Source organism: Nakamurella sp. GG22 (assembly GCF_052976845.2).
Genome location: NZ_JBRIIO020000007.1, coordinates 72,126 through 90,245 on the forward strand (window position 1 = coordinate 72,126; position 18,120 = coordinate 90,245).

Below are 18,120 nucleotides of genomic sequence, written 5' to 3' on the forward strand. Positions count from 1 at the left end.
TACTAGTACCGCATCCCCTGCGCTGCGCCGGGGGGATCGAGGCGGTTCGGGCCCCGGACGGTGCCGAAATAGTTCATCGTCATCGCGGTGCGGACCTCATCGAGCGTCCGGGAGGCCACCGCCGTCGCCCGCGCGACCCCGTCGAGCAGCACGCCGTCCAGGTGTGCCGGGTCGGCCAGCAGCTCGAGACGACGGCGCCGCAAGACGCGCAGGGACTCGTTGACCACCTCGATCACCCTGGCTTTGAGCGCGGCGGCACCACCGTCCCCGATCCCGTCCGCGACCCCCAGCGGCGATGAACCGGACATCGCCGCGACGATCGACAGCAGGTTCGCGACCTGCGGCCGGGTCTGCGGCTCGAAGGTGATCCGCCGGATGCTGTCGGTGCGGGCCGCCCGGATCGCGGCGGCGGTGGCGTCCTCCGAGTCGCCCAGGAGGATGGCGTTGCCGCGGGTCTTCGACATCTTCGCCCCGTCCATCCCGAGCACCAACGGGGTGTCGGACAGCAGTGCCTCCGGCTCGCCGAACACCGGCCCGTACCTATCGTTGAACCGGCGGGCGATCACCCTCGAGAGCTCCAGGTGCGGCAGCTGGTCGCGGCCGACCGGCACGACATCGCCGTGCAGGCCGAGGATGTCGGCCGCCTGGTGCACGGGGTAAGTCAGCAGCAGGGCGCTCAGAGCTCGCCGTGACGCCAACGATTCGGCCTTGACCGTCGGGTTGCGATGCAGCTCGGCGTCACTGACGAGGGACAGGAACGGCAGCATCAACTGGTTCAGCGCCGGGACGCACGAGTGCGGGAAGATGACCGACCGGTCGGGGTCGATACCGGCGGCCAGATACTCGGCGACCAGATTCCGCACCCGCTGGCGGAGCGGGCCGGGCGACTCGCGATCGGTGATCACCTGGTAGTCGGCGATGATCACGGTGACGTCAGCGCCCTGCTCCTGCAGCCGAACCCGGTTCGCCAGCGTCCCGAGGTAGTGCCCCAGGTGCAGCGGACCGGTCGGTCGGTCGCCGGTCACGACGTGGAGGCCCGGCCGCGCGTCGGGGCCCGGGTTGGGCGCCTCGGCGGTCAACATGGTGCTCATCGGTGATGAGATGGTCATGGTCAGCTCCCTGAATCGGGGCTGCCGAACGCGCGGCCGGCTGTCCGACGCCGAACTCGGCGGGACATGGCGCTGGTCGGAGGTCGACCCGGCCGCTCGTGCGGCGGCCGGAGGTCGTGGACATCGCGGAACGCCGTCAGGCGGTCCGCCACCAGTTCAGGTGCGGGGTGAGGTTCCGAGATGTCATGGGAGCGAACGCTATCAGGGCGGGGCAACCCGAACCACACCAATAATCCGGCGAAACCGGACGGGCGGGATCCACCGCTGGACCGCAGACCGTTAACGGCAGTAACCTCGCGCCTTCGGCCGGTTTGTGACCGCGGTCACTCGATCGCCGGCACCCGGCGCCTGGAGGTGACGGATGACCCGTAGTTCGTTCCGGATGCTCCCTGTCCTCGTCGCGATCGTGACCGCACTGGGCACCGCACCATTGCTCTCCGGCACTGCGCAGGCGGTGAATGCGGCGTCCCCGACCACGGCCGGACATGCCCATCCACCTGGCCCCCCGCTGCCGAAGGTGCCGGTGATGACCGGGCGAGGCGGCGCGGTGGCCAGCGTCGACGCCGACGCCAGCCGGGTCGGGATCGAGGTCCTCGCCGCCGGCGGCAACGCCGCGGACGCTGCCATCGCGACGGCGGCCGCACTCGGCGTCACCGAGCCGTATTCGGCGGGCATCGGCGGCGGCGGTTTCCTCGTCTACTACGACGCGAAAAGTCGCGCGGTGCAGACCATCGACGGCAGGGAGACCGCGCCGGCGAGCTTCAACCGTGGCACCTTCACCGACTCGGCGGGCGAGCCGCTCGCCTTCGCCGAGGTGGTCAGCTCCGGCCTGTCCGTCGGCGTGCCGGGGACCCCCGCGCTGTGGCAGAAGGCTGCGCACAAGTTCGGCACCCGGTCGCTGCGGGAGCTGCTGCGACCGGCCGAACGGCTCGCACAACGTGGTTTCATCGTGGACGAGACGTTCGCGCAGCAGACACGTGACAACGAGACGCGTTTCCGCCGCTTCCCGGAAACCGTCCGCACGTACCTGCCCGGCAACGCGGTGCCGGTCGTCGGCAGCACCTTCCGGAATCCCGACCTGGCCCGTGCCTACCGGACGCTGCGACTGAACGGCGTCGACTCCCTGTACGAGGGCCGACTCGGGCGCGCCGTGGTGGACGCTGCTCGCCGGCCGCGCACCGCGGAAGGGGTCGACGTCTTCCAGGGGCAGATCACCCGGCGCGACCTCAGCCGGTACCGGGCACTGCTCCGCGAACCCACCCGCAGCACCTACCGCGGCCTGACCATCTACGGCATGCCGGTGCCCTCGTCGGGCGGCATCACCGTGGGCGAATCGCTCAACCTCATCGAGGCGTACGACCGGCAGACCGGCCAGGAACTGTCCGACGTCGGACAGGTGCAGTACCTGCACCGCCTCGCCGAGGCCAACGCGACCGCGTTCGCCGACCGGAACAGGTGGATCGGCCACGTGCCGCGGGTGCCTACCCGCCAGCTGCTGTCCCAGCGCTTCGCCGACGAGCGCGCCTGCCAGCTCTTCGATCCCGACGTCGCGCATCCCCGTCCCATCCCGTTCGGGCGACCCGACGGTCGGTATTCGGATTGCACCCCTGCGCCCGCCTCGGCGCAGGCGGCCCAGGAGGAGCACGGCACCACGAACCTGACGGTGACCGACCGCTGGGGCAACGTCGCGGAGTACACGCTCACCATCGAGGCGACCGGCGGGTCCGGGATCACCGTGCCCGGCTACGGGTTCCTGCTGAACAACGAGCTGACCGACTTCAACTTCGTCCCGACCACCGCAGGCGTTCCCGACCCGAATCTGCCCGGACCCGGGAAGCGGCCGCGCTCGTCGATGAGCCCGACCATCGTCATGGACCGGCACCGGCCGGTGCTCGCGCTGGGCTCGCCGGGCGGAGCGACCATCATCACCACGGTGACCCAGGTGCTGCTCGGTCATCTCGACCGCGGGCTGCCGCTGGTCGACGCGATCGCGGCGCCGCGGCTGTCGTCCCGGAACGGCGCGAGCAGCCAGGCGGAGCCGGCGATCTTCAACGGCCCGGACGGCGCCGGCCTCGTCGCGTTGGGCCACACCCTGGCGGTGACGCCGGAGATCGGTGCCGCGACAGCGATCCGGCTGCTTCCCGGCGGGCGGTTCGAGGCCGCGGCCGAGACGACCCGGCGCGGTGGCGGGTCGGCGATGGTGGTGCGCCCGGACTGACCTGCGGCGGTCACGGCCGCCGGGGCGCAGACATGGATCGACCGCACCGCCGTGGATGGTTCCACGGCGGTGCGGTCGGGTCATGAGACGGCGGAAGGTCAACCGCCGTGGGTCACCTCGACGAGTTGGGCGGACTCCTCATCGGTGAACAACCGTGACCTGATCAGGAACCGTTGCCCCGTGGGCGATTCCACGCTGAACCCGCTGCCCCGCCCGGGAACCACATCCACAGTGAGGTGCGTGTGACTCCAGTACGCGAACTGCGACTCCGACATCCAGAACGGGATGGTCTGCGGCAGTCCAGCATCCAGCTCTGCCAGCAGCACATCGACTGCGCCCGTTCGGAACTCGCCCTGCGGGTAGCACATCGGCGAGGACCCGTCACAGCAGCCTCCGGACTGATGGAACATCAGCGGCCCATGGGTCTCCGTCAACTCGGCGAGCAGGGCGACCGCCTTCTCGGACAGCTCGACACGAGCGATCCGGGACCCCGACGCGGCCTCCGCCGGCATCAGAAGAAGCCCTGGGCGTTCTGCGAGTACGACACCAGCAGGTTCTTCGTCTGCTGGTAGTGATCCAGCATCATCTTGTGGTTCTCCCGACCGATGCCGGACTGCTTGTAGCCGCCGAACGCGGCGTGCGCCGGATAGGCGTGGTAGCAGTTCGTCCAGACCCGGCCCGCCTGGATCCCACGACCCATGTTGTAGGCGGTGGCGTTGTCGCGGGTCCACAGGCCCGCACCGAGTCCGTACAGGGTGTCGTTGGCAATCTTGAGCGCGTCGGCCTCGTCGTCGAACGAGGTCACCGCGAGCACCGGCCCGAAGATCTCCTCCTGGAAGATCCGCATCGAGTTGTCGCCCTGGAAGATGGTCGGTGTCACGTAGTACCCGCCGGCCAGATCGCCGGACATCTCGGCCCGGTGTCCGCCGGTCAGCACCTTCGCGCCCTCGGCCTTGCCGATCTCGATGTAGGACAGAATCTTCTCGAGTTGGTCGTTGGACGCCTGCGCACCGATCATGGTGGTGGTGTCCATCGGGTTGCCCTGGATGATCTTCTCGGTGCGCGCCACAGCGTCCGTCATGAACTCGGAGTACATCGAGGACTGGACCAACGCGCGGGACGGGCAGGTACACACCTCACCCTGGTTGAACGCGAACAGGTTGAAGCCCTCGAGGGCCTTGTCGTAGAAGGCATCCCGGTCGCGCAGGACGTCGGCGAAGAACACGTTGGCCGACTTGCCGCCCAGTTCGAGCGTGACGGGAATCAGGTTCTCCGACGCGTACTGCATGATCAGCCGGCCGGTGGTGGTCTCCCCGGTGAAGGCGATCTTGCGGATGCGGTTCGACGACGCGAGCGGCTTCCCACATTCGACACCGAAGCCGTTCACGATATTGAGCACGCCCGGCGGCAGCAGGTCGCCGATGATGTCGATCAGCAGCATGATCGATGCCGGCGTCTGCTCGGCCGGCTTGAGGACGATCGCGTTGCCGGCGGCCAGCGCGGGGGCCAGCTTCCAGACTGCCATCAGAATCGGGAAGTTCCAGGGGATGATCTGCCCGACGACACCCAGCGGCTCATAGAAATGGTAGGCGACGGTGTCCTCGTCGATCTGCGACAGCGAGCCCTCCTGGGCTCGGATGACACCGGCGAAATAGCGGAAATGATCGATGGCCAGCGGAATGTCGGCCCCGATCGTCTCCCGGACCGGCTTGCCGTTGTCCCAGCTCTCGGCAACGGCGATCTTCTCGAGGTTCTGCTCGATGCGGTCGGCGATCTTGTTGAGGATGACGGCGCGCTCTGCCGGAGCGGTCTTTCCCCAGGCGGGAGCGGCCTCGTGGGCTGCGTCCAGCGCCAGCTCGACGTCCTCCTTGGTCGACCGGGCGACCTCGCAGAACACCTGACCATTGACCGGGGAGACGTTCTCGAAGTACTGGCCCTTCACGGGGGCGACCCGCTCGCCGCCGATCCAGTTGTCGTAACGGGATTCGTAACTGACGACGCTGCCGGGCTGTCCCGGGGGAACGTAAACGGTCAAAGTCGACCTCCTTGTCGATGCACGGCCCCGATCGAGCCGTCCTGTGCTGTGCACCGTAGGAACCCGACAGTTGCGACAACGTTGCGACGCAGGTCACTGGAGTTGCGGCCTCGACGTATCACGCGGGTGACGCAGCCCCTCTCACCCACTGCTCACACACCATGGGGGGAACCATGACGGCTGCACCAGCTGCCGCGCCATCATTGCGAAGACTGATCGGTGACGACGCGGCTTACGCCGCTGCGGAGCTGGCCGCCGGTCACTCGATCGGCCATGCCTTCGCCAATTTCTATGTCATCACCACCCGCGCCGATCGGGCCACGGTTCGCGGGATCAATCTGATGAAGGGCCGCCCACCGGACCAGGTCGGCAGCATCACCGCTCCGCCGTCCCGGATCCCCGACGTCTGGGACTTCGGTCTGCTGCCGGAGGGCCTGACCCGCCGCTCCGTTCTGCAGGTCATCGACAGCTTCTTCGGGCTGGGACCGTTCGGCTTCCTCGGCCCGGCCGCCCGGCACGTGCCCGACCACCTGACGTTCCCGGTCGGCGACGTCCGGACCGCACAGGTGATCGCACCCGGTTACGCGTGCCCGTCGAACGATCTCCTGCTGCGTTCACTCCAGGAAACCGGGGACGACTTCCTGTACATCACCTCCGCGAACCGCTCCCGGCACCTCACCGGTGCGGATGACTCCCCCGCCCACTGGACGGCCGCGGGGCTCGACGCGGAGTTCGGGGAGGAGCCCGGCTTCGTCCTGCTGGAGCACCCCGACGAGGTGGCGGCGCGAGCGAGATACACGCGCTACCTCCCGATGTCGACGACGATCCTCGGCTTTCAGCGCATCGTCCGGGTGCCCGGCGACCCGCGGCCGCAGCTGATCCTGGAGCGTCACGGGTCGCTGCACGTCGACGACGTGCGGGCAGTGCTCGACGGACTCGGCTTCGGTCTGGTGCTCGGCCCGAAGGCACGGACCCGGCTGACCCAGCGCGACTACAGCGAGCGGTTGTCGGACCGATGAGCCATCGGATCGGCCTGATAGTGCCCAGCTCTAACGTCACGATGGAGACCGAGGTGCCCGAGTTGCTCGGCCGGCGACCGGAACGGTTCACCTTCCATTCGGCCCGCATGCGGATGACGACGGTCAGCGCCGAGGCGCTCGCCGCGATGGACGCCGGGAGCGACCGCTGCGCCGTCGAACTCGCCGACGCCCAGTGCGATGTGCTGGCGTACGCGTGCCTGGTGGCGGTGATGGCCGCCGGACCGGGAGCGCACCTGCGATCCGCCGACCGTCTCCGTGCCGCCTCCGGGGGCACCCCGGTGGTCACCAGTGCCGGGGCGCTGATCGACGGCATCACCGCGCTCGGCGCGCGCAGGGTGGCGATGATCGCGCCGTATGCTCCCCCGCTGACCGCAAAGGTCGTGGACTATCTCGCCCATGCCGGGATCGAGGTCGTCGATGCGATCAGCCTGAACGTGACGGACAACCGGGCCGTCGGCCGGCTGGACCCGCAGCAACTCGTCACCCTGACCGACCGGCTGGACCTGACGAACGCCGACGCAGTGGTGCTGTCGACGTGCGTGCAGATGCCGTCGCTGGCGGCCATCGAGGCGGCGGAGCAGCGAACCGGGCTCTCCACGTTGTCGGCGGCGACCGCGACGGTGCGTTCGTTGCTAGCGGCACTCGATCTCGAACCGTCGGTCCCTGGTGGCGGGGCACTGCTCTCGAGCGGCGTGCCCACGCACGCGTGACCGGCCGGCTCCGCGTTGCCGACCGCTACAGACCGAGCGAGAGGTCCATCCGCCGGAGCTGCTCGGTCAGCACGGGCCGGACCGCGGGATCCGCCAGTTCGACGGCATGCCGCCAGATCAGCACGTCGTCCCGACCGCTGGGGCCTTCGGCGAAGGCGAGCACTGCCGCAGCATCGTCGGAACGCAAGACGGCAGAACGCATCTCGCGTCCCAACTGGTCGCGCTCGGACAGCACTTCCGGCGACTCCGATGACGGCAGGATCGGGCCGGAATACTGTGCAACAGCCCCGGGGACGTCACCGGCAGCCAAGGCCGCGCGGACGGCGCCCGCGTCGGTGCGCAGTCCCGCAGCCACCCGGTACGGCCGCCCGGCAAGCCCGATGCCCGGCAGCAGCGAACGGAGCCGGCTCAATTCGGCGCGGACGGTGACGGCGGGGACGTCACGCTCGTGCAGGGCAACGGCCAGCTGGTCGGCGGTGTAGCCCTCCGGGTGGCGGGCCAGCAGGAAGAGCAATTCGGAGTGCCGGACGGACAGTTCCGTTGCGCCTTCGGCTTCCGCGCCCGAGCCGTCATTCGACAGCAGCGCCCGGTCCCTGCCGAGAACGCGCAGCGAGAACGGCGCCGTCGCCACGGCGGGCGAGGAAAGTCTGGGCGGGGTTGACACCGACACCGGCCTCGCCGGTGTGGACAGTGCGCGGATCCGCAGTTCGGTCTCAGCGGCGGCGACGGCGGCGCGGACCAGGCCCAGCACCGCGGGGGCGGCGACGTCGTCCCGGCCGGTGATGTCCAGGGCGCCGAGAACCCGGCCGGTGGTCGGATCATGGATCGGCGCAGCCGTGCAGGACCAGGCCGCGACATTGCTGGCGTAGTGCTCGCGGGCGAACACCTGCAGCGCGTGATTGAGCCTCATCGCCGCCGCGGGAGCGTTGGTGCCTGTCGTCTGCTCGTCCCAGCGGGAACCGGCCACCCAGTTCATCCGCTCCGCCTCGCGGCGCAGCGCCGCGTCACCCTCCACCCACAGCAGACGCGCGTCGGCGTCCGCGACCACGACGATCGCGCCGGCATCCTCCGCCTCGTCGATCAGCAATCGGCGGATCAGCGGCATCACGGCGGCCAGTGGATGGGCGGAGCGGTACTCCTCCAACTCGCTGTCGACCAGGTCGACAGAAGGCAGCACGCCGTCCGGGCTGACGCCGCTGGCCCTGGACAGCCGCCATGAGTCGGCGACCACCGGACGGAGGGTGGCTACCGAACCGGTGGAGATGAAGGCGTTGTAGGCGCGTTCCAGCGCACCTCGGTGACGGCGCGCGTTCGCACCACTGGGTAGCGCCGAATAAGGTCCGATGGCGCCGGAACTGGTCAACATCCGCGTGGCCCGGGGCGGTCGGCCGATGGAAGTCCGATCGCGACCACCACCTTCCTCGAGCACGGGCAGGCGACAGTGCGCTCCCCGGAGTGACCCCGCTCACCTTACCGTCTGTCCGCTTGATGGGCTCTGGCCTGCGGATTTAGTCGGGCGGGGGCGAGCCTGTACAGTCAGTGCCGGTTCAGCCGCGAGGTCGGGCCATGCGCCATTAGCTCAATTGGCAGAGCAGCTGACTCTTAATCAGCGGGTTCGGGGTTCGAGTCCCTGATGGCGCACTTTTTCTGCAGGTCAGGGGCCACCGATGATCGGCTGGCCACATCACTCGCATTTCAGACCTCACTTTTGATTGAGGCGAACTTCGGCTGTCTCCCAGCCACGAGCCGACGGTTGACCGGCCGCAGCGCCTAGGAACCGATCGTTCAGACTGTTCGCGATCGAGCCGGATTCCTCGCGGGTTACGCCTGACGCCGACGCTCAATCCTGACATCGCGGCCGCGAGCTACCGCTTGACCAGGAACCAGTGCGCGGCGGGCTCCGTGCGCGCCGCAGCAGACTCCGCCCGGTGTTCCACGGTCGCGTCGAAGTCCGTCATCCTGTTCTCGTGCTGTGCGATGTGGTCCGCCCAGGTCGGCACGCTGAACTGCTCGATAAAGGAGTCAGGGTCCCGGCCGTCCCGGTACAGCTCCCAAGTCGTCGCGCCGGTCCGCAGCCTGGACCGCTTCACATCCGTCATCGCGGTGAAGAACTCGAGTTGTCGGTCGGTCGGGACGTGGTAGCGCTGGCTGACGAGCACCGGGTCCGCTTCGGCCCCGTCGAGCAGGGTCACCTCCGGCAGCGGCCACACCTGGCCGGTCTCGCGCGAGCCGATGTCCCGGTCCAGCAGGGGCCAGCGCCGAGCCGTTGCTGCCCCGGCGAGCAGCAGGATGCCGGCGGTGACAAAGGTTGCGGTCAGACCGATCCGGTTGGCCAGCGCACCCCAGGCGATGGCCGCCAGCGTGAAGGTGCCGTACAGCACGACCTGGTAGATCGACAGTGCCCGGGCGCGTACCCAGGCCGGGAGGAACGCCTGGGTCGCGGCATTCATCCCGGCGATCACCGCGATCCAGGCCACCCCGCCGACCAGCAGCGCCGCGATCACCACCGGCGTCCAGCGGACGGTGCCCACGACGATCATCGAGAGCCCGAACACGACGCCCGAGGCCGCGACGATCGCCGTTGCGGAGAGTCTGCGGCGCAGCTGTGGCATCAGTAGCGCACCGGCCACAGAGCCCACGCCCGCCGCGCCGAGCAGTACCCCGTAGCCGGCGGAGCCGAGTCCGAGTTGATCGTGCGCGAGTGGCGCGAGCAGGGACCACACCACGCTCGCCGGGAACGCGAACAGCACCAGTCGCAGCAGGATCCGGCGCACCCGCGGCGCGTTCCGGACATACCGGCCGCCGGCCTGGAGACCGGAAAGGAACGCTTGCCGTGCGCCGGTCGGTACGGGTGGTGCCGGCGTGAACACCAGCGCCACCCCGAAGACGACGAAGGTCAGCACGTTGAGACCGAAGACCCCGCCGACCCCGATCACGGGCACCAGCGCACCGGCGATGGCCGGTCCCAGCGAGCGGGCCAGGTTGATCCCCAGGGAACTCAACGACGCGGCGGCGCGGATCTCGACCCTGGGCACCAGGTCCGGGACGAACGCCTGATACGCGGGGAGTTGCGCGGCGGCACCGCAGCCCAACAGGAACGTGAAGGTCAGCAACAGGATTGGACTGATGGCGCCGGTGATCGTCAACAACGTCAGGGCCGCGGCGATCGCCACCTGGAATGCCTGCAGGTAGATCAGCATCCGGCGCCGGTCGACGAACTCGGCCACGACACCCGCGGGCACGGTGAGCAGCAGGACCGGCAGGCTGGACGCCGTCTGGACCAGGGAGATCACCAGGTTGCTGGCGTCACCCTCGACCAGCAGCCATTGAGCGCCGACGGTTTGCATCCAGGCGCCGAGGTTGCTGACCAGCGACGCGATCCACAGCCACCGAAAGGCGTTGCGGCGCAGCGGCGCCCATGGCGAGTCGGCGGTGGCCGACGGCTCGGGTGGGTCGGCGACAGGAGTTGACATGGGGTGTTCTCCCTTTCCACGCGCGCGCCGCACGTCCCGCACCTCTCAGCCGGCTGAGGGGGATTGCCGAAAGCCGATCAGGTTCCCGAACGGGTCGAGCACCTGGCACAACCGCTCACCGCTGAAGATCGTCTTCGGTCCTCGGTGTGCCACCCCACCGCGTTGGACGCAGTGCGCGACGACCCCGTCCACGTCGTCGACATCCCAGTACGCGACGGACCCCGCGGTGCGCGCCGCGCTGTTGAATTCGTCGGCGACGTGCACGGTCAGCCGGGCGGTCCCCACCTCGAACATGGCCAGCTGTGAACGGGTTTCGACGGGCTCGGTGTTGAGCAGGTCGCGGTACCAGTCGATGCCTGCCGGCAGGTCCGCGACAAAGTAGAAGACATTGACCACGGGCCTGATCAGGGGCATGCGCAGATCGTAAAGTGGGTCCGCGCCGGCTTGACGATCGGGTAAGAAACGTCGGGATCGCCGGACCCGGGCAAATCGCCCACCACCAGGTCGGCATCGTCTCCGGCCGACACCGCAATCGCTCCACCAACAACGCTCACCGCACCGAAGACGGCCGCTGGGTCGCCATCTCGGCCACCACCACCAGACAGACCACTCAGGGCTCCCGCCCCCGGCGCGCACTGTTCCCGGAGTTGAGAAATCGGCCCACCGCGTTGGCCGTGCGGTGGCCAGACGCCATGGCGCCCTGGATAGAGGGCGTGTCCTGGTGGTCGCCACACAGGTAGATACCGTCGCCCAGATCGACGTCACGGCGCAATTGAAGGGGCGGTCTCGTCAACGGTAGGGCGTTCGAGATGTCGTGTCTGACAAGGAGTTCCCACTCCGTGGTCGCGGTTCGCCAGAGGCGGCCGGCCTCGGCGAGAGCTTGGCGATCCGTGACGCCGGCGGCGGTCAGCGCCGTGAGTTGGACGAGGCCTCGGCCGGGTGGGGCATAGCTGGGCGCGGCCGCCGACACGACTGCGGTGTTCGCCACCGGACCGCCGCGGCCGTCGACGCACAGCAGCCGATCGTGCGGGATCCCGGTTGGTGCGCCATCTCCGGGAGTCGCGAACCACCAGGTGGTCAAGCTCCCGGAGATCCGTGCCGGGGTCAGGTTCATCGCGACGGCGGACGGCAGGTCGGTGGCCACGACGACCACCCGAGCCCGCACGGTGCCGTCATCGGTGCGCACCACCGGACCCGGACCGACCCCGAGGACCTCGGTCGCTGTCTCCACCGGGGTGCGCAATCGGCCGGCCAGTTGTTCGGGAAGTGCCTGCATTCCGGCGCGCGGCAGACCCGGTGTGCCCAGCAGGAAGGACCGGATGAGCAGGCGGACGAAATTGGCCGATGCCTGACCCGGATCGTCGGCGAGGACGCCGGAGAGGAATGGTTCGAGGACCTCCCGGCGCAATTTCCCGGTGACACCGACTGCGTCCCAGGCTGCCGAGAGTGACTGGTCACCCACGCGGAGGCTGCGTTGCGGTGCGATCACCGAGCCGGTCGCCCACCGCAGCAACCCCACGATGTCCCGCAGATCCACCAGTCCGCTCCGCAGCGTCGCCGGCAGCAGGCGAGGGGCGCGACGCGGGTCGGCCAACACCACCCAGCGCTCACCCACATCGACGCGGACACCTGCCCCGAACTGTTGCAGTTCCAGAGCAGCAATGTCGATCATGCGCTTGACCTGGGGGTAAGCCGGATTGAGCAGCTGGAATCCGGCGTCGCAGCGGAATCCGTCGATGCAGTCGGTGCGGATGCGGCCGCCAACGTGATCGGCTCGTTCCAGGACCCGTACCTCCAGCCCGCGGGCTGCCAGTTCTGTGGCGCAGACAAGTCCGGCCATCCCTGCGCCCACCACCAGCACGTCCGGCCCAGGTCCCATCGGTCCAGAGTGCCATCGAGCTTCCGGGTAGCAATGGTGACGCCCGGCCGCGATCGCGTGCTCGAGCGGGTCACTGTGCGCCCGGTCGGCCCCCGGCCACCGTCCGCGCCAGGTGGCCAACCCGGTCCCGACCGACGATTCTTGCGGGAGCTGATCGGGATTGTGAGCGGCGCGTGCCGCCGACCACACGTCCCGGCTGATCGAGAGGGGCCGGGGTGCAGACGCTCAGCCGGGCGGCCCGGGTGGCCGTGATCGGTGCCGGCCCGGGTGGTTTGGTGTCGGCGAAGCACGCCATCGAGGCCGGTTTCGAGGTGAGCGTGTTCGAGGCGTCCGATCAACTGGGCGGGCAGTGGAATACTGCCGCAGCGCACAGCGGCATCTGGCCGGGCATGCGCACGAATACCAGCCGGGCAATGACCGCCTTTTCCGATTACCCCCAGCACCTTCACTCGATCTGCATCCCGCCGCCGAACAGATCCACGATTATCCGCGCGCCTACTCCGACGCTTTCGGGGTGACCGACCGCATCCGATTCAATACCCAGGTCGGCGACATCCGGCCGACCTGGTGGGTGGACGGCGAGCCGTTCGATGCGGTGATCGTCGCATCCGGGCGGTTCCGCGCTCCGGTGCTACCGGTCGGCCTGGACGGCTTCACCGGCGAGCTGTTGCACGCCTTCGATTATCCCGGTGCCGATCATTTCCGCGATCGGCGAGTGCTCGTCTACGGCAACGGCGTGAGCGGACATGAGATCGCCTCCGACATCGCGACCGTCACGGATGTTGTCTCCGCGTATCGCAAACCGCGTTACGTCCTGCAGAAGAACGTGGCAGGAGTGTCGTCGGACTGGCAGTGGTACACCCACATCGGGGCGCTGCGGCGCGCTGCCATGCCACCGTCCAGTTACGGATCCCTGCTGCGGGAACGGGTGCTACGCGTCGCCGGAGATCCTGCCGACTTCGGCGCTCCCGGGCCGAGCGCGGATTTTTTTGTCGCCGGACATTCGCTGTGCCAGGACTATCTCGGCCAGGTACAAGCCGGGACAATCCTCTGCCGGCCCGCCATTGTGGAGGCGCGAGGGAATCAGGTGACCTTTGCAGACGGCAGGGTCGAACCCGTCGACGCAATTGTCTGCGCAACCGGCTACCGCCTCGACATCCCCTACCTGTCCCCGGATGTCTGGTCGGTCCTCGGACCCGACCTGAGGCTGCACCACCGCACGATGCATCCGGCCCTGCCGCACTTCGGCGTTGTCGGACAGTTCGCCCTGCAGGGGCCGTACTTCCCTCTGCTCGAACTGCAGGCCCGGTGGATCGTCGGGGCATGGTCAGGGGACGGTCCGGCGCTGGACGAGCGGGCAGCGAATGCCGGCGTTGACTCGCCTCCGCCCGCCGTCGACTCACACAACGTCCTGGCACTGACGCTGGCCGAAGCGGCGGGAGTGGCGCCGGACGTGCGGGGACGTCCTGACCTCGCCGAGCCACTGCTGTTCGGGCCGATGCTGCCGCCTCGCTATCGTCTGGACGGCCCCGGCGCCCGCGCCGACGCCTCGGAGGCCTTCCGCGACCAACTGGCAGCCTCCCCACGACCGGCCGTGGAGCCCGAGGACATAGCAGCACTCGCCGGGGTCGGGTACGGCGACCTGCTTCCCATGATCAACACCTGATCAGGTTCCAGTGATGCCTGAGCGGGCGGGCGGCTACTGGATTCTCGTATGGCGACAACAACGACGTGTCGTCCCCGTCACCCGCAGGCCGCATTCCCTGCGTCGGTCCCGTCAAACCCTCGCGTCGGCCGACCACGCCACACCTCGCGTTAGCGCTGTTAGCAACACGAACTGCTAACCTGCTAACAGTACTTGCGAGGCAATCACCACCCTCTCCAATGACGACGCCGATGTCGGCAGCTACAGCTGCCGGTCCGGCGTCGTTGCTTTTTCACCCGCCTGTGGGCGTCCGCCTGCACATCGACTTGCTTGACGCGCCCCTACTTCCGGGCTTGTCGAGTCCTCGAATCGGCGGCTTTGCCCGACAACCGGAGGACCTCTATGAGCGCGGCCACCAGAACACCCACTGCCACCCTTGCAACAACTGCCATTCGTGCGACAAAAATCGGATCCGCCGCCACGCGCGGACCAGCCGCCACGCCTGACCTGGCCCCGAGCCTGCACGTCCACCGGGTCGGGACCGGTGAACCCCTGGTGTTGCTGCACGGGCTGGGCGAATCCCACATCGGCTGGCGACCGGTGCTCGACGCACTGGCCGAGGAATACGACGTCATCGCCATCGATTTGCCGGGTTTCGGGCGCTCCCCCGCGCTCCCCAGCACCATCTCTCCGACCGCGGTGAACCTTGCCAGGGCCGTCGAACGAACGCTTGATGACCTCGGGGTCGGCAGCTTTCACGTCGCCGGATACTCCCTCGGCGCCCGGGTCGCGATCCAGCTGGCCGATTCGGGCCGCGTCCGGTCCGTGATCGCGATCGCTCCTGATGGGCTCGGCACCCCACTGGAACGCGTTCAGGGGTTCGTCGCGATGCTCGCCGGCCGCGGCGTCGCGATGGCCCTCGCGCCGGTCGACGGTTGGTTCCCGGCCGGCCGGTCGTTGTTCCTGGCCGGCACCCGGAGCCTGCCGTGGCAGATCGGCCCCGCCGACGCGAAGCAACTGCTCGCCGATTTCGCCGATGCACCGGCCTACGACGCCACCAACTGGGCGTCGCTGTTCGACATGCCCACCCACCTCGACACCATCACTCAGCCGGCGTTGTTCCTGCAGGGCACGGCAGACCCGTTGATGGCCCCGCAGATCTCCCGGTACGTCAGCTTCATTCCCGGTGCGAAGCTGATCTACCTTCCCGGGCTCAACCACGTCCCGATCTCCGACGATCCGAAATCCGTTGCGCACCACATGCTCCGATTCCTCAGCGAGGCCGAGGCGCGCACCACCCCGGCCGGCGCATGACGTCACACGCCGGCCTGGTACCGGCAACCGCACCTGGAGATGACATGAGCGTTGCCCAACACGCCGATGCCGCGGTCGACCGCAGGACGGCGTCCCAGGCCTACCGCGCACACGCCGGCCGTTACGACCAACGCACCCGGATTTTTCACCACTGGCGCGAGCAGCTCATCGCCCACCTGCCCGTCGAGCAGGGCGCCACCGTCCTGGACGTCGGCTGCGGAACCGGCCTGTGCCTGCCCGGGCTGCAACAGAAGGTCGGACCCGCAGGCCGCATCATCGGCATCGACGCCTCCCCCGACATGCTGGCCCTCGCTGCCGACAGGATCGCCGACAATGGTTGGCAGAACGTCGATCTCGTCACAGCACCGGTCGACGAAGCGGTCATCAACGGCACCGCGGACGCCGCACTGTTCTGCGCCGTCCACGACATCATGCAGTCACCGGCAGCCATCGCCAACGTCTTCGGGCACCTCCGCCCGGGCGCGGCAGTCGCGGCGATCGGCGGCAAATGGCCCGCCCCCTGGCTGTGGCCGTTGCGCGCCTGGGTGGCGGACCTCCACGCACCCTTCATCACCGATTTCACCGGCTTCGAGGAGCCCTGGCGGCTGCTCGCCGACCACGTCCCGAACCTCACGGTCCGGCAACTCGGAGCGGGCACCGGCTACCTCGCCTACGGGCACACCCCCGGCACCTGACACCTGGCAGCTGACACCTGGCGGAGCGGGATCAGAGGCGAGTCGCGCTGTCCGGCGACGGGACCGCGAAAGCCCGGCGGAAGCGGTCCAGCGCCAGCAGGGAATCTCCGGAGGCAAATGCCTCGAGACCGACTACTCCGTCGTAGCCCAGTCGGTCGAGTGCGACGGCTATCGCGGGATAGCTGATCTCACCCGTCCCTGGTTCGCACCGTCCGGGGACATCGGCGACCTGGATCTCACCCACCACGGGCAGGCAGCGCTCGACGAGTTCGATGAGATTCCCCTCGCCGATCTGTGCGTGGTACAGGTCAAGATTCATTCGCAGGTGAGGACTGTCGACGGCCTCGACCAGGGCGAGCGTGTCCGCTGCCCTGGCGAACGGGGTGCCGGGGTGATCGACCGCGGTGTTCAGATTCTCCAGGGTGAACACTTTGCCGGCCCGTTCGCCGAGCTCGGCCAGCCGGGTCAGCGTGCGCGCCGCGGTCAACCACATCGTCGGGGAGACGACAGCGCTGGAAATGACCGGCAGGCCTTTGTCGTCAAGGCCCGTGCCATGCACGTTGAGTCGCGGGCAGTTCAGCCGCTCCGCAACCTCCAGTGATCGCTGCGCTGTGCGGAGGAGTTCCGCCGCGCCGTCCGCGTCGGCCAGGGTGCCGGTCACATAGCCGGTCATCGAGGAGAACGTCGCGCCGGTATCGGCCAGGGCGTTGATGTCCTTCTTCGTCCAATCCCAGATCTCCACCTCGAAGCCGAGCTCGTCGATACGGCCTATGCGCTCGATGATCGGGAGGTCGAGGAACACCATCTCGGCGGACACCGCGAGTCGGTAGGTCACCGCGCCAACTCCGCGACCGAGACCGGCAGTCCCGACTCCACCGACGCGGCCGCGGCCAGCGCGATCTCCAGTGCAGCGAGTGCATCATCGCCGTCGACCAACGCCACGCCTCGGGTGCGAACGGTCTCCGTGAAGGCTGCCAGCTCTGCGGTGTAGGCACCGGACAGCAACTCTTGATCGCTGCGGACCGTCTCGGCCAGCTCCCCAGCAGCAGCGGAGAACACCATTCCGGTCCGCCGTCCACCGCCCATGGTCGCCATGCCCCCGGAGCCGAAGACCTCCCCGCGGACGTCGTACCCGTAGGCCGCCTCGAAGCAGGCTTCAGCCGTGCCGATCGCGCCGTTGTCGAAACGCACCGTCACCACTGCGGTGTCCAGCAGGCCGCGGTCCTTCCACTCCGGTTCGACCAGAGCCGTTGCGGTGGCGAACACCTCGACCGCATTGGCGCCGGGGTTCAGGAACCGCAGCGCGTCGAAGTCGTGGATCAGCGTCTCGAGGAAGATCGTGTTCGGCGCCACCCGGGCCGGGTCGAACCCGCCCGGATCTCGGGTGACCGACCGCAGCAACCGCGGGGAACCCAGGCGGCCGTCGTCGAGCAATCCTCGCGCGGCCATCCAGTCGGGGGCGAAGCGACGATTGAAGCCCACCTGCAGGACCACGCCCGCCCCGCGGGCGGCCTTGATCGCCCTATCGGCGTCAGGCAGCGTCAGGGCCATCGGCTTCTCGCAGAACACCGACTTGCCGGCGGCTGCGGCCGCCACCACCAGATCGGCATGGAAACGGGCAGGCGCGGCGATGACAACCGCATCGATTCCCTTATCGGCGAAGACACCGGCGGGATCGGTGAAGAACTTCGGCGCCCCCAGCGAGGAGGCAAGCCTTTCCGCAGCGCCAGGCGCGGGATCCGCGACCGCGGCGAGCGCCACACCGGGCAACCTGCGGGCCAGGGTCTCACCGTGGAACGAACCCATCCGACCGGAGCCGATCAACGCCACGCGGAGCGGGCCCTGGTTGATTTCGGACATGCTGTTTCCTCCTTGATTGCGATCAGAACTGCCACGGCCAGGTGCCGCTGCGGTTTCCGGCACCGCCACATAGAACGTCGGTCGCTGTGAGCGGCCGGTGCCGACCGCCTGGAGTGATCGCCGGCCGACCCACATGAACTCA

General features: G+C 68.7%; 15 protein-coding genes, 1 tRNA gene and 1 pseudogene. 8 read left to right on the forward strand and 9 right to left on the reverse strand.

From position 1 onward, the window contains the following. Positions 1–68 precede the first annotated feature (68 nt). A pseudogene (trpS, locus tag ACVBEQ_RS09850) lies at positions 69–1,082 on the reverse strand (tryptophan--tRNA ligase); the annotation flags it as partial. Between the two features lie 388 nt (positions 1,083–1,470). Between trpS and ggt the strand changes: the two are divergent. Next, positions 1,471–3,327 carry a gamma-glutamyltransferase gene (gene ggt, locus ACVBEQ_RS09855; protein WP_447152955.1) on the forward strand — a complete coding sequence of 619 codons (1,857 nt, stop codon included), beginning with the start codon at positions 1,471–1,473 and terminating at the stop codon, positions 3,325–3,327. Between the two features lie 98 nt (positions 3,328–3,425). Here ggt and ACVBEQ_RS09860 read toward each other — a convergent pair whose 3' ends face one another. Continuing rightward, a complete protein-coding gene (locus ACVBEQ_RS09860; protein ID WP_447152956.1) occupies positions 3,426–3,839 on the reverse strand; it encodes a DUF779 domain-containing protein in 414 nt (137 codons plus the stop codon). Further along, positions 3,839–5,362, reverse strand: coding sequence for an acetaldehyde dehydrogenase ExaC (gene exaC, locus ACVBEQ_RS09865; protein ID WP_447152957.1), 1,524 nt, complete (start codon positions 5,360–5,362; stop codon positions 3,839–3,841). The genes ACVBEQ_RS09860 and exaC overlap by 1 nt, the downstream gene beginning before the upstream one ends. A gap of 173 nt (positions 5,363–5,535) precedes the next feature. Here exaC and ACVBEQ_RS09870 point away from each other — a divergent pair, with 173 nt between their 5' ends. Together ACVBEQ_RS09870 and ACVBEQ_RS09875 are read left to right on the forward strand one after the other, a co-directional pair. After that, a complete protein-coding gene (locus tag ACVBEQ_RS09870) occupies positions 5,536–6,381 on the forward strand; it encodes a hypothetical protein (protein WP_447152958.1) in 846 nt (281 codons plus the stop codon). Then, on the forward strand, positions 6,378–7,112 hold the full coding sequence (locus ACVBEQ_RS09875; RefSeq protein WP_447152959.1) for a maleate cis-trans isomerase family protein: 735 nt from the start codon (positions 6,378–6,380) through the stop codon (positions 7,110–7,112). Before ACVBEQ_RS09870 ends, ACVBEQ_RS09875 begins: the two co-directional genes overlap by 4 nt. A 25-nt stretch (positions 7,113–7,137) precedes the next feature. Here the strand turns inward: ACVBEQ_RS09875 and ACVBEQ_RS09880 are convergent, their stop codons facing one another. After that, positions 7,138–8,478: a hypothetical protein gene (locus ACVBEQ_RS09880; protein WP_447152960.1), complete on the reverse strand. Its 1,341-nt coding sequence runs from the start codon at positions 8,476–8,478 to the stop codon at positions 7,138–7,140. A 202-nt stretch (positions 8,479–8,680) separates the two neighbouring features. Here ACVBEQ_RS09880 and ACVBEQ_RS09885 point away from each other — a divergent pair. After that, a tRNA-Lys gene (locus tag ACVBEQ_RS09885) sits at positions 8,681–8,753 on the forward strand. A gap of 224 nt (positions 8,754–8,977) precedes the next feature. On the opposite strand, the gene ACVBEQ_RS09890 is transcribed toward ACVBEQ_RS09885, so the two are convergent. From ACVBEQ_RS09890 to ACVBEQ_RS09900, 3 genes are all read right to left on the reverse strand, one after another. Beyond that, positions 8,978–10,585, reverse strand: coding sequence for an MFS transporter (locus ACVBEQ_RS09890; protein ID WP_447152961.1), 1,608 nt, complete (start codon positions 10,583–10,585; stop codon positions 8,978–8,980). Positions 10,586–10,630: 45 nt separating this feature from the next. Then, a complete protein-coding gene (locus tag ACVBEQ_RS09895) occupies positions 10,631–10,999 on the reverse strand; it encodes a VOC family protein (RefSeq protein WP_447152962.1) in 369 nt (122 codons plus the stop codon). A gap of 196 nt (positions 11,000–11,195) precedes the next feature. Next, positions 11,196–12,464: an FAD-dependent oxidoreductase gene (locus ACVBEQ_RS09900; protein ID WP_447152963.1), complete on the reverse strand. Its 1,269-nt coding sequence runs from the start codon at positions 12,462–12,464 to the stop codon at positions 11,196–11,198. Positions 12,465–12,679: 215 nt separating this feature from the next. Here ACVBEQ_RS09900 and ACVBEQ_RS09905 point away from each other — a divergent pair, with 215 nt between their 5' ends. The 4 genes from ACVBEQ_RS09905 (at position 12,680) to ACVBEQ_RS09920 (ending at position 16,118) form a co-directional block, all read left to right on the forward strand. After that, positions 12,680–12,982: an FAD-dependent oxidoreductase gene (locus ACVBEQ_RS09905; RefSeq protein ID WP_447152941.1), complete on the forward strand. Its 303-nt coding sequence runs from the start codon at positions 12,680–12,682 to the stop codon at positions 12,980–12,982. After that, on the forward strand, positions 12,979–14,130 hold the full coding sequence (locus ACVBEQ_RS09910; RefSeq protein ID WP_447152964.1) for an NAD(P)/FAD-dependent oxidoreductase: 1,152 nt from the start codon (positions 12,979–12,981) through the stop codon (positions 14,128–14,130). The genes ACVBEQ_RS09905 and ACVBEQ_RS09910 overlap by 4 nt, the downstream gene beginning before the upstream one ends. Positions 14,131–14,511: 381 nt before the next feature. Next, positions 14,512–15,423: an alpha/beta fold hydrolase gene (locus ACVBEQ_RS09915; RefSeq protein WP_447152965.1), complete on the forward strand. Its 912-nt coding sequence runs from the start codon at positions 14,512–14,514 to the stop codon at positions 15,421–15,423. Positions 15,424–15,467: 44 nt separating this feature from the next. Further along, on the forward strand, positions 15,468–16,118 hold the full coding sequence (locus tag ACVBEQ_RS09920; protein WP_447152966.1) for a class I SAM-dependent methyltransferase: 651 nt from the start codon (positions 15,468–15,470) through the stop codon (positions 16,116–16,118). Between the two features lie 31 nt (positions 16,119–16,149). Here ACVBEQ_RS09920 and ACVBEQ_RS09925 read toward each other — a convergent pair whose 3' ends face one another. Next, positions 16,150–16,923 carry a TIM barrel protein gene (locus ACVBEQ_RS09925; protein WP_447153084.1) on the reverse strand — a complete coding sequence of 258 codons (774 nt, stop codon included), beginning with the start codon at positions 16,921–16,923 and terminating at the stop codon, positions 16,150–16,152. Between the two features lie 26 nt (positions 16,924–16,949). Continuing rightward, a complete protein-coding gene (locus tag ACVBEQ_RS09930) occupies positions 16,950–17,978 on the reverse strand; it encodes a Gfo/Idh/MocA family oxidoreductase (RefSeq protein WP_447152967.1) in 1,029 nt (342 codons plus the stop codon). Positions 17,979–18,120 lie beyond the last annotated feature (142 nt).

What these genes read in the sequence shown, in the direction of transcription:
- ACVBEQ_RS09900 (WP_447152963.1), bottom strand. Translation starts at nt 12,464, where the DNA reads ATGGGACCTGGGCCGGACGTGCTGGTGGTGGGCGCAGGGATGGCCGGA.
- ACVBEQ_RS09890 (WP_447152961.1), bottom strand. Translation starts at nt 10,585, where the DNA reads ATGTCAACTCCTGTCGCCGACCCACCCGAGCCGTCGGCCACCGCCGAC.
- ACVBEQ_RS09880 (WP_447152960.1), bottom strand. Translation starts at nt 8,478, where the DNA reads ATGTTGACCAGTTCCGGCGCCATCGGACCTTATTCGGCGCTACCCAGT.
- ACVBEQ_RS09895 (WP_447152962.1), bottom strand. Translation starts at nt 10,999, where the DNA reads ATGCCCCTGATCAGGCCCGTGGTCAATGTCTTCTACTTTGTCGCGGAC.
- ACVBEQ_RS09920 (WP_447152966.1), top strand. Translation starts at nt 15,468, where the DNA reads ATGAGCGTTGCCCAACACGCCGATGCCGCGGTCGACCGCAGGACGGCG.
- ACVBEQ_RS09915 (WP_447152965.1), top strand. Translation starts at nt 14,512, where the DNA reads ATGAGCGCGGCCACCAGAACACCCACTGCCACCCTTGCAACAACTGCC.
- ACVBEQ_RS09860 (WP_447152956.1), bottom strand. Translation starts at nt 3,839, where the DNA reads ATGCCGGCGGAGGCCGCGTCGGGGTCCCGGATCGCTCGTGTCGAGCTG.
- ACVBEQ_RS09930 (WP_447152967.1), bottom strand. Translation starts at nt 17,978, where the DNA reads ATGTCCGAAATCAACCAGGGCCCGCTCCGCGTGGCGTTGATCGGCTCC.
- ACVBEQ_RS09925 (WP_447153084.1), bottom strand. Translation starts at nt 16,923, where the DNA reads ATGGTGTTCCTCGACCTCCCGATCATCGAGCGCATAGGCCGTATCGAC.
- ACVBEQ_RS09870 (WP_447152958.1), top strand. Translation starts at nt 5,536, where the DNA reads ATGACGGCTGCACCAGCTGCCGCGCCATCATTGCGAAGACTGATCGGT.
- ACVBEQ_RS09875 (WP_447152959.1), top strand. Translation starts at nt 6,378, where the DNA reads ATGAGCCATCGGATCGGCCTGATAGTGCCCAGCTCTAACGTCACGATG.
- ggt (WP_447152955.1), top strand. Translation starts at nt 1,471, where the DNA reads ATGACCCGTAGTTCGTTCCGGATGCTCCCTGTCCTCGTCGCGATCGTG.